The organism is Yersinia sp. 1252 StPb PI (assembly GCF_048593885.1).
In the GTDB taxonomy this organism is placed as follows: domain Bacteria; phylum Pseudomonadota; class Gammaproteobacteria; order Enterobacterales; family Enterobacteriaceae; genus Yersinia; species Yersinia enterocolitica_E.
Genome location: NZ_JAZGQE010000162.1, coordinates 1 through 10,738, shown reverse-complemented (window position 1 = coordinate 10,738; position 10,738 = coordinate 1). Strand labels below are relative to the sequence as shown.

Genomic DNA, 10,738 nt, shown 5'->3' with positions numbered 1-10,738 from the left:
TAACAAGGTTCTCTGTTTGGGTGTTACTGCGTAATTTACTGGTAAAAATGAGATAATATGACACACTACTATTAGTGCGGATTAACCTTCAGGCTCTTATCGTGATTCACGCATTAAGCTAAATAAAAAAATAGATTGTCATAAAACAGTTGGTTGTAATAAACGATAGATTGTAATAAAACAATAGGTTGTAATAAAAAATGGGTTGTAATAAAAAAATGGGTTTAAATCATGACGACACTCAGTGAACAGGCTCCACCTCTGTTACATGACACCAAGCTTGAACAGCAGATTTTAAGACGTTCAATTTTTTGCACTTTGTTTATCGCCATTATGGGGATTGTTTTTGGTATCGTATGCGGTTCGATGTCGATTATTTTCGATGGTATGTTCTCTGCTTTAGATGCTGGAATGTGCAGTTTATCGCTATTGGTTTCCCGATTACTCGGTCAGCCGCACAGCCGGCGCTTTCAATACGGTTTCTGGCATGTGGAACCATTGGTTCTGGCTTTCAATGGCAGCTTGCTGGCCTTTCTTTGTCTTTACGCATTCGTCAATGCTATTAAGGGGATTTTCGACGGCGGCAGGGAGTTGGAGTTGGGGTGGGCGATTGTTTATGCATTAGTGGTCAGTATTTTCTGTTTCACCCTCTTTTTAAAACAACGTCGTTTAAATAAACGAGTTAAATCCGAGCTAATTGCATTGGATACCAAAAGCTGGTTAATGTCGGCCTGCATCAGTTCTGCGTTATTAGTAGCCTTCTTGCTTTCATGGTGCATGGAAGGTACCCGCTATGTGCATTTGATTGTTTATACCGACCCCGCTGTATTGGCCTTGTTAACCCTGATCTTAATACCTGTGCCAATAAAAACAGTCATTTCGGCAGTTCGTGAAGTATTACAAATGACGCCAGACAATCTGGATAATGCCATTGAGAGCTTAATGGATAAGTTAATGGCGAAATATAAATTTATTGATTACTCCCACTATGCTACCCGCATGGGGCGGGGGTTGTTTATCGAGATTCATGTGGTTATTCCACCAGAGATGGAGACGAGTGGTGTCAGTTATTTTGACCAATTACGCGATGAAATAGCCAAAGAAATTGGCGAGTCCGGCCCTCATCGGTGGCTAACCATCTCCTTTACCCGCGATGCAAAGTGGTTATAGCATCAACATCAATAGCGGGTATGGCGGCGTGTAAATAAATTAACCAAGGTAATGATTCTTATGAACAAGATGATTATTAAGCGCCAGGTAAAACTAAACGCTATTGATACGCCGCCAAGGTTTGATGCTGTTACTAAGGTAGCCATTAATGATGAAACCATCGAATATCGCAAAGCTAAAGTTATTAGTAATATGCGCCGTGCCGCTATCGATTATTTATTGGTGTATGCGGACAAAGAGCATGGGGGTAACTTTGAATATCTGGCGGGGTTTATTCCCCGTTTTGAAGAAGCGGCTATGGTGTTACATGCCTCAGGCGAGGTCTATTTATTATTAGGTAACGAGAATTTAAAGTTATCTGACTATGCCAGAGTCAGAAATACCGCGATTCATGTTCCCTATTTTTCATTGCCAAATCAACCAATGGACAACAGTAAAACGCTTACTGAATTATTGGCAGCAACCGGGATTCAGCAGGCTAAAAAGATTGGGGTTGCAGGATGGAAACTGTTTACCAGTAAGCTGGACGATAACAGTCAGCTATTTGATATTCCGCATTTTATTTTGGATGCGATTAAAAAGTCTGCTTCACCCGTAGCAACGATTATTAACGCCACCAGTCTATTTATTGGCAGTGATATTGCAGTTAGAGTGACCAATAATGCTAATGAATTGGCGCACTATGAATATGGCGCTAATTTGGCGTCGAATTGTATTCTTAATGCATTGGCGGCGGTTGATATCGGCATAACAGAAAAGCAACTGGGCAGTTATCTGGCAGATGAAGGCCAACCGAACAGTGTTGTGATAATTGCTGCGACTGGCGCCAGATTTGAACAGGCAAATTTATATCCCAGTGATAAAGCGGTACAACTCGGCGATAAAATATCATTGACCACCGGGTTTAAAGGCGGTTTGAGCAGTAGAACCGGCTATGCGGTTCATCATGCAGATGAACTACCGCGCGCGGAAAGAGATTATCTTGATAAGGTTGCGCTACCTTATTACACAACAGTCGTCGCTTGGCTGGAAAATATTCGTATTGGTATGCCAGGGAAAGAGATGTACGCATTAGTGGAAACTGTTTTCCCAAAATCACAATACCATTGGTCGCTAAATCCCGGCCATTTAGTTGCTGATGAAGAGTGGTTGTGCTCTCCCATTTATAGCGATTCTGAAGAGATAATTCGCAGTGGGATGATATTCCAAATCGATATCATTCCTTCGGTAAAAGGTTATGCCGGAGTGAGTGCTGAGGAGTGTATTGCACTGGCTGATCAGCATTTACGTAATGCGCTCGCTGCACAGTATCCTGATGTTTGGCAAAGAATACAAAAACGTCGTAGTTATCTCAGCGATATCCTGAATATCCATCTCAGCGAAGAGGTGCTACCGATGTCTAACACAGTTGGCTATCTGCGGCCATTCCTGCTGGATAAATACAGTGCATTGCAATGTATTGATGAGTAACAGCACGAATAACCTAGGGTTTAGGGTATTTATTTAAGGGGCTAATAGCCCCTTTTAGTGGCATCAAGCTTTTATTGCCGCAGCCACTTAGCGCCAGATTTAAGCTCTTGCTGAGATTTCGTGCAAAACTGGAGGCGATACTCTTGCCATCTTGTGGCATAATGCGCGCCGAATCACATTTTCTATAATTCTTGAATATCCCTATTCAGTAATCCAATCGAGAGCGAGCTCTGTGCTAAGTACTAACAATATCACCATGCAATTCGGCAGCAAGCCGCTGTTTGAAAACATTTCAGTAAAATTCGGTGGCGGTAATCGCTATGGTCTGATCGGCGCTAATGGCTGTGGTAAATCCACCTTCATGAAAATCCTTGGCGGTGATTTAGTTCCTAGCGGCGGTAACGTATTCCTTGACCCGAATGAGCGTCTGGGTAAGTTACGTCAGGACCAATTCGCCTTTGAAAACAACACAGTGCTGGACACCGTTATTATGGGTCATGGCGAGCTGTGGGAAGTAAAAGAAGAGCGCGACCGCATCTACGCTATGGCTGAAATGAGCGAAGCAGACGGCTATAAAGTGGCTGATCTGGAAGTTGCCTATGGTGAAATGGATGGTTACAGCGCAGAAGCCCGTGCCGGTGAATTATTGCTTGGTGTAGGTATTCCGGTTGAACAACATTATGGGTTGATGAGCGAAATCGCTCCTGGCTTTAAATTGCGTGTATTGCTGGCGCAAGCCCTGTTCTCAGACCCGGAAATTTTGCTCCTCGACGAACCGACCAACAACCTGGATATCGATACTATCCGCTGGTTGGAACAAGTGCTGAACGAACGTAGCAGCACCATGATTATTATTTCCCATGACCGTCACTTCCTGAACATGGTGTGTACCCACATGGCGGATCTGGATTATGGCGAACTGCGTGTTTATCCGGGTAACTATGACGAATACATGACGGCGGCGACGCAAGCTCGTGATCGTCTGTTGTCAGATAACGCCAAGAAAAAGGCCCAGATCTCTGAGCTGCAATCTTTCGTTAGCCGCTTTAGTGCCAACGCCTCTAAATCTAAACAGGCGACGTCTCGCGCCCGTCAGATTGATAAAATTCAGCTTGATGAAGTGAAAGCATCTAGCCGCCAGAACCCGTTTATCCGCTTTGATCAGGATAAAAAGCTGTTCCGTAATGCGCTGGAAGTTGAACTGTTGACCAAAGGTTTTGATGACGGCCCGCTGTTTAAAAAACTGGATTTGCGCCTGGAAGTGGGTGAAAAAGTGGCTATCCTCGGGCCAAACGGTATCGGTAAATCGACTTTGCTGAAAACCTTGGTAGGGGATTATGAGCCGGATTCTGGCACCGTGAAATGGTCTGAAAACAGTAAGATCGGTTACTACGCGCAGGATCATGCCAGCGACTTTGAAATCGATCTGACGGTATTTGACTGGATGAGTCAGTGGAAACAGGAAAAAGACGACGAGCAGGCTGTGCGCAGTGTGCTGGGCCGTTTACTGTTTAGCCAGGACGATATTAAGAAGAAAGTACAGGTCTTGTCTGGTGGTGAGAAAGGGCGGATGTTGTTTGGTAAGCTGATGATGCAACGCCCTAACATCATGGTAATGGATGAGCCAACCAACCATTTGGATATGGAATCGATTGAAGCGCTGAACATGGCATTGGAAATGTACGAAGGCACGCTAATCTTCGTTTCCCATGACCGTGAGTTCGTCAGTTCTTTAGCGACCCGAGTGATTGAAATGACACCAGGCAAGCTGATCGACTTTACCGGTAACTACGAAGATTATCTGCGTAGCCAGGGTATTCAGTCCTGATTAGTTGATGGTGTGTTGATAAGAGAGCTGATGCATTGCATCAGCTTTTTTTTTGCGCTAAATAGGCGGCTAATCTTTGCCACAGACTTCACAGTGGACATCTTTGGCAAGCTTCATGGTCCGAAACTCTGCCGTTGCGGCGTCATACATCAATATGCGCCCAGATATCACCTGACCATAATCAGCTAACAGCTTTATGGTTTCCATCGCTTGTAAATTACCAATAATCCCCACCAGGGGCGACATTACCCCGGCTTCAACACAGGTCAGTGCATTGTCACCGAATAACCGACTGAGGCAGCGATAGCAGGGTTGGTTTGGCTGATAAGTGAAAACACTGATTTGCCCCTCCATGCGAATTGCTGCACCTGAAACCAATGGTTTACGTTGTGCATGACACAGGCGATTGAGTTGCTCGCGGCTGGTGACATTATCAGTACAATCCAGCACCAACTGATGTTCAGCAATGGTTGCCGCGAGTTGTTGGTCATCTAACTGACCATCAATGGATTTCAGTGCCAAATGGGGGTTCATTTCAGACAGCGTCAATGCCGCAGAGGCCACTTTTGACATTCCGATACGATTATCGCGATGCAAAACCTGCCGCTGCAGGTTGGAAAGCGAAACCGTATCAAAATCCAGCAGGGTAAGGTGGCCCACGCCTGCGGCTGCCAGATATTGTGCAGCTGCGCATCCTAGCCCCCCTAATCCAACGATTAACACCTTGGCAGCATTCAGTTTTTCCTGACCGTCAAAATCAAAACCGCGCAGCACGATTTGCCGGTTATAACGCAGGGCTTGGGCATCGGTCAGTTCTGGCAGCATCTCAGCCTCCGCACAATTTACAATTCATTGTCCCAATAGCCCGTTAAACAGTTCGATTTCAACTGTTTCACCGATCGAGACTGAGCCGCGTTCTCGTTCCAGCACAATAAAGCAGTTACCTTGGCTGAATGAACTAAAGACGTGAGACCCTTGATGGCCGGTGCTACGTACTTCCAATTCACCGCTAGCATTGGTGGAGAAAATACCGCGTTGAAAATCTAAACGGCCGGGGGATTTCTTCAATTTTGTCGTCGCGACTGCGTTGAGGCGCAGTGGTGCATGCCACCCCGCATGGCCGGAGAGTTTAGCAATAAGGGGTTGTACCAACTGATAGAATGTTAGCGCAGCCGAGACTGGATTACCCGGTAAGCCACAGAACCAGGCGTTATCCAATTTACCGAAAGCAAAAGGTTTGCCGGGTTTTATCGCCAACTTCCAGAAACCGATATCGCCTAACTCTTCCAGCATCTGTTTGGTGTAATCCGCTTCACCCACCGAGACACCACCACTGCTGATAACAAGGTCAGCGGCGGCATCGGCTTGTTCAAATGCGGTGCGCAAGGCGCGTTGATCGTCACGGATCACGCCAAGGTCAACTATCTGGCAGCCTAACTGTTGCAGCATTAACCGTACTGCAAAACGATTGGTATCGTAAATCTGCCCTTCGCCCAAGGGCTGCCCGACTGGTTGCAATTCATCTCCGGTGGAGAAAATAGCCACTTTTAGTGAGCGAAATACTGCAATCTCTGCAATGCCTAATGAGGCGAGTAGCGGCAATTGCGCCGCACCTAATTTTACCCCTGCGGGGAAAACGGCAGCACCTTGTTGGATATCTTCGCCCGGCAAGCGGATATTTTGCCCAACCTGCACCTGGCCATTGAATATGACACCTTGTTCACTGGTCACGGCTTGTTCTTGCATGATGACGGCATCGGCTCCCTCAGGGATTGGGGCACCGGTCATGATACGCACGCAAGTATTGGCCGGCCACTCACCTTTAAACGGCGCACCAGCAAAAGCTTTACCAGCCACCGGCAGCGGTAATGTGCTGCTAAGCTCATTACAACGCACAGCATATCCGTCCATGGCTGAATTGGCGAAGGGGGGCACAGAAATCGGTGATGTAATTGCACTGGCGGTGATACGTCCCGCCGCTTCGGTCAATGCGATGATTTCTGTTGCCTGCAATGGCGTAACCTGCGACAGCATTTTAGTCAGAGCTTGTTCGAGAGAGAGTAAATCCGAGGTATTACTGTGATCCATGCTGGACTCCGTGGTCAGTGTGCACCGTTAGCTAGAGGTAATTATGGGTGCTGAGCTACCATCAAATAATGAAACCATTATGGCAGAGATTGTCAGGTGGGTGAATGGATGGCGGCGCAAAGAGACGATAGACTGATACTACCTTGATCAGTGCTATTATTTTCATGGGTATAAACCTTCGGCAGGCAACACAGGGGTGTGACATGGAGTATCAATCGATTCTGGACTTTTGGTTTAACGAGATGGACCCGGCGTTGTGGTTCAAAAAGGATGAGGACTTTGATGCTCTGCTACGCAAACGGTTTGGCCCGGTTTGGCAAGCGGCATCAAAGGGGGAATTGGCCGACTGGCGGTTTAAAATTGAAGGGCGTTTGGCGGAAATATTGATACTGGATCAATTTAGCAGAAACCTGTTCCGTGATTTACCTGCGTCATTTTCTTGTGACGGGATGGCGCTGGTGTTAGCGCAGGAAGCAATCAGCAGTGGTCAGACGAAACAATTATCTGATATTCAACGCGGCTTTCTATATCTTCCTTTTATGCATTCCGAATCGGCGCTTATTCATAAACAGGCATTAGAACTCTTTACCGAATTGGGTAATGACAATCAGCTTGATTATGAGTTACGCCATAAAGCGATTATTGATCGCTTTGGCCGCTACCCACACCGCAATCATATCCTTGGGCGAGTCTCAAGTGCAGAGGAACAGGCTTTTCTTCTCCAGCCCGATTCTGCTTTCTAGGCGGAAAAGGGCAGACGAATACAGGGTCAGCAACATCGCTGTGCTGGCCACTTATCGTCACTTTTACTACGTACTGTTCCCGTTTGTTTCTGTCGTTCAGCTCACAAAAAAGCCTTCACCAAACAGTCGACTTAACATATTTATGCCATTGACATCACACAGAAAATTGAGGTTTTTCCTAAACTACTCTCTGCGCTATAACTCTCATTGAAACGATAATGTTACCAATATATAACAATCTAACAATATAAAAATGAGAGTTCAGTGTCTGTGATTTCTCGGTTCTGAGCTTATATGGCATGGACGTTTAACAATATGGCAGACGCATCATTATGGTTGAAACAACTTCATTAGACACTACTGTGGTAGAAGGTCAGGGAACATCAGCACGTCTGACAGATAAAGCAGATACCCGGCAACGGATACGAGCCATTGTTGGGGCCTCTTCTGGGAATTTGGTTGAATGGTTTGATTTCTATATTTACTCTTTTTGCGCGCTCTATTTTGCCCCGCTTTTTTTCCCCAGTGATAATCCAACCACCCAATTAGTGCAGACTGCTGGTGTTTTTGCTGCTGGTTTTTTGATGCGCCCGATTGGCGGCTGGTTATTTGGTTATATTGCTGACAAACATGGCCGCAAGTTATCCATGTTGATTTCGGTCTATATGATGTGTGCCGGCTCGTTGATGATTGCCTGCCTGCCAACCTATGCGTCAATTGGTAGCCTGGCACCGGTCTTACTGTTAGTCGCCCGTTTATTCCAGGGGTTATCTGTTGGGGGCGAATATGGCACCAGTGCCACCTATATGAGTGAAGTCGCAGTGAAAGGGCACAAAGGGTTTTATGCTTCGTTCCAATATGTCACATTAATTGGCGGCCAATTGCTGGCATTATTGGTGCTGGTTCTATTACAGCAAACACTTTCATCAGAGGTATTGCACAGTTGGGGCTGGCGTATTCCTTTTGTTCTGGGCGCACTGTTGGCAGTGGTTGCTCTTTACTTACGCCGTTCACTGAATGAAACCTCGGATGAGAAGAACCGTAATAAGAAAGATGCGGGCAGCTTGAAAGGGCTATGGAAGAACCGTCGCGCATTTATTATGGTACTAGGCTTCACCGCGGGTGGCTCTCTTTCTTTTTATACCTACACCACCTATATGCAAAAGTATTTAGTCAATACCGCCGGGATGGATGTGAAAACCGCCAGTCTGGTCATGACGGCGGCATTATTTATTTTTATGTTGGTACAACCTTTATTTGGTGCATTATCCGATCGCATTAGCCGCCGTACATCTATGCTAACGTTTGGCCTATTATCAATGCTATTAACGGTACCTATTCTGCATGCTCTAAAAGGGGTAACCAGTCCATATATTGCGTTTATGCTGATTATTACCGCTCTGATTATTCTTAGTTTTTATACTTCTATTGGCGGGTTACTAAAAGCAGAGATGTTCCCACCAGAAGTCAGAGCTTTGGGTGTTGGCCTGTCTTATGCAGTTGCAAATGCCATGTTTGGTGGTAGTGCTGAATACGTGGCGCTGTCTCTCAAGTCTTTTGATATGGAAAACAGCTTCTTTTGGTACGTTTCGGCAATGTGCTTCGTCACCTTCCTGGTTTCATTGCGCCTGCACCGCAAAGGGCAAGAGGTTGAACTATAAAGGGCTAATGTAGTGTACAACTGAAGCCACAATAAGATGGCTTCAGTAACTATGGGCTAAATGATGCTTAATAGTGGCCAGTAATTTCCCTGTTCCACAACATGTATCATCATATCCTGCAGTATGTCTGCGATTAATAACTCTGTCGTGAGGGCAGCCGCCATGACAAATAGAAAACCACTCGCAATGTTGCATTTTTTCAGTCGCGTTTTTTTCCTCATTGATGGCTTGTTGATTATGCGATGAATGAGCTAAAAGATCCGCCAGGTTAGTATTTAACAAAGATCCATAGATGCTACCTTTATCACCCACATATTTGTCGCAGGGAGAGATGTCACCATTGGGTTCTAAGGTGATAATTTCCTGCGAGCAATTGCCAGACCAATAACATGCGGAAGGTTTATTTTTAGCATCTTTCAATACACGAATAAAATCATCAAAAACAGCAATATGTATCTTTCCCTGATAACCGTTTACCCAAATAGTAAACAGCTCTGATAGAAACTGGATAAATTCAGCATAACTGATAAATCCTTCGCCAACATACTGCCCTTTAACGAGTCTATTATCAGGAACTATATTAAGAAACTCAATGTGGGTTAATTCTATTGAGATAAAATAGTCCAACATCTCTTTCATGTCAGTTTGATAAACTTCTCGGTCAACAACAATAAGAGCACCATATGGAATATTATACTCTAGAAGTTTTTTTATTCCTTTGGCTATGCGATCAGATGTCTTTCTGCCTCGATAGTCTACCCGCCGTTTATCATTTACCGCTGGTACTCCATCAAGACTAATTCCGACATTCATGCCAATACCTTTAATAAATATTAACCACTCATTTGAGATGTTAACGACATTTGATTGCATGGTGTTGGTTATATATTGCTCTGGCCGCTTGAATTGTTGCTGCAACCAAATAAGCTTTTTAAAAAATGATGGCTTTAGTAGTGTTATTTCACCGCCATGCCAGACAAACTCAAATCTATTTACATTAGGAATGGCAAGGATCTGCCGTACTGTCCGGACGAGGGTATGAAATGACACCGTCTGATTGGGGCCTTCTGCCCATGAGTGGCAGTAGGTACAACGAAGATTACATAAACGGGTTGCCTTTAACACAACAACCAGTTTTTTTGCTTGAATAGCTTTCACTGAAATACTTTTTTTAATCTCTTCGTTGAATGTATCTAGCTCATCACTATCGAGTAATTTTTTTGCTGGTATTTTACCAATAAGATAAGATGATAGTGTTCTGTATTCACATGTATCGAGCTTTTCCAGTTCTTTGAGACCTATATCATTTATCTTAGTGCAATCAATGAATTTTACCGGAATTATATTATCCATAGTATATTCCTATTTGTTTATGTAAGTATTCCATCTCTCATGTTTATTATTCTGTTGCCATATGCAGAAGCTTCATCTGAATGTGTAACCATAATAATAGTTGTACCTTTTTGGTTTATATATTTTAATTGCTGTAATACAGAACGGGCATTTTTACTGTCTAAATTGCCAGTAGGCTCATCAGCCAAGAGCAATGCAGGGTTAGATACCATCGCTCTGGCGATGGCGACTCGTTGTTGTTGACCGCCTGAGAGTTGCATTGGTTTATGATTTTTCCGGTTATCAATATCGAACAGGTTTAAAATTTGGTTAACTTGTTCGGTACGTTCCTTTTTACCAATGCCCCGATATTTAAGTGGTAAGGCAACGTTATCAAAAATAGATAAGTGTGAAATGAGATTGAATGATTGAAATATATAACCTAT

The 10,738-nt window shown here is 44.6% G+C and carries 9 protein-coding genes; 5 read left to right on the top strand and 4 right to left on the bottom strand.

All coding sequences use genetic code 11. From position 1 onward, the window contains the following. Window positions 1–231 precede the first annotated feature (231 nt). From V2A85_RS18770 to V2A85_RS18760, 3 genes are all read left to right on the top strand, one after another. Window positions 232–1,170 (top strand): cation diffusion facilitator family transporter, encoded by a 939-nt coding sequence (locus tag V2A85_RS18770; RefSeq protein WP_420072083.1) that lies wholly within the window; start codon window positions 232–234, stop codon window positions 1,168–1,170. A 60-nt stretch (window positions 1,171–1,230) separates the two neighbouring features. Continuing rightward, entirely contained in the window at window positions 1,231–2,640 is a 1,410-nt protein-coding gene (locus V2A85_RS18765) for a M24 family metallopeptidase (RefSeq protein ID WP_420072082.1), read from the top strand. A 232-nt stretch (window positions 2,641–2,872) separates the two neighbouring features. After that, complete coding sequence (locus tag V2A85_RS18760) at window positions 2,873–4,468, top strand: ABC-F family ATPase (protein WP_071843536.1); 1,596 nt, start codon at window positions 2,873–2,875, stop codon at window positions 4,466–4,468. A gap of 69 nt (window positions 4,469–4,537) precedes the next feature. Here V2A85_RS18760 and moeB read toward each other — a convergent pair whose 3' ends face one another. Together moeB and moeA are read right to left on the bottom strand one after the other, a co-directional pair. Beyond that, complete coding sequence (moeB, locus tag V2A85_RS18755) at window positions 4,538–5,293, bottom strand: molybdopterin-synthase adenylyltransferase MoeB (protein ID WP_372558429.1); 756 nt, start codon at window positions 5,291–5,293, stop codon at window positions 4,538–4,540. A 24-nt stretch (window positions 5,294–5,317) separates the two neighbouring features. Further along, complete coding sequence (moeA, locus tag V2A85_RS18750) at window positions 5,318–6,556, bottom strand: molybdopterin molybdotransferase MoeA (RefSeq protein WP_420072081.1); 1,239 nt, start codon at window positions 6,554–6,556, stop codon at window positions 5,318–5,320. A 203-nt stretch (window positions 6,557–6,759) separates the two neighbouring features. Here moeA and V2A85_RS18745 point away from each other — a divergent pair, with 203 nt between their 5' ends. Both V2A85_RS18745 and V2A85_RS18740 read left to right on the top strand, forming a co-directional pair. Beyond that, entirely contained in the window at window positions 6,760–7,299 is a 540-nt protein-coding gene (locus V2A85_RS18745) for a DUF924 family protein (RefSeq protein ID WP_372558431.1), read from the top strand. Window positions 7,300–7,631: 332 nt separating this feature from the next. After that, complete coding sequence (locus V2A85_RS18740) at window positions 7,632–8,960, top strand: MFS family transporter (protein WP_083159411.1); 1,329 nt, start codon at window positions 7,632–7,634, stop codon at window positions 8,958–8,960. Between the two features lie 42 nt (window positions 8,961–9,002). Here V2A85_RS18740 and darE read toward each other — a convergent pair whose 3' ends face one another. Continuing rightward, the gene (darE, locus tag V2A85_RS18735) at window positions 9,003–10,313 is read right to left on the bottom strand and encodes a darobactin maturation radical SAM/SPASM protein DarE (RefSeq protein WP_372558432.1); all 1,311 of its coding nucleotides are present in this window, start codon (window positions 10,311–10,313) and stop codon (window positions 9,003–9,005) included. A gap of 17 nt (window positions 10,314–10,330) precedes the next feature. Beyond that, the coding region (locus V2A85_RS18730) for an ATP-binding cassette domain-containing protein (protein WP_420072080.1) at window positions 10,331–10,738 on the bottom strand (408 nt) is incomplete at its 5' end.

What these genes read in the sequence shown, in the direction of transcription:
- V2A85_RS18770 (WP_420072083.1), top strand. Translation starts at nt 232, where the DNA reads ATGACGACACTCAGTGAACAGGCTCCACCTCTGTTACATGACACCAAG.
- V2A85_RS18765 (WP_420072082.1), top strand. Translation starts at nt 1,231, where the DNA reads ATGAACAAGATGATTATTAAGCGCCAGGTAAAACTAAACGCTATTGAT.
- moeB (WP_372558429.1), bottom strand. Translation starts at nt 5,293, where the DNA reads ATGCTGCCAGAACTGACCGATGCCCAAGCCCTGCGTTATAACCGGCAA.
- moeA (WP_420072081.1), bottom strand. Translation starts at nt 6,556, where the DNA reads ATGGATCACAGTAATACCTCGGATTTACTCTCTCTCGAACAAGCTCTG.
- V2A85_RS18745 (WP_372558431.1), top strand. Translation starts at nt 6,760, where the DNA reads ATGGAGTATCAATCGATTCTGGACTTTTGGTTTAACGAGATGGACCCG.
- V2A85_RS18740 (WP_083159411.1), top strand. Translation starts at nt 7,632, where the DNA reads ATGGTTGAAACAACTTCATTAGACACTACTGTGGTAGAAGGTCAGGGA.
- darE (WP_372558432.1), bottom strand. Translation starts at nt 10,313, where the DNA reads ATGGATAATATAATTCCGGTAAAATTCATTGATTGCACTAAGATAAAT.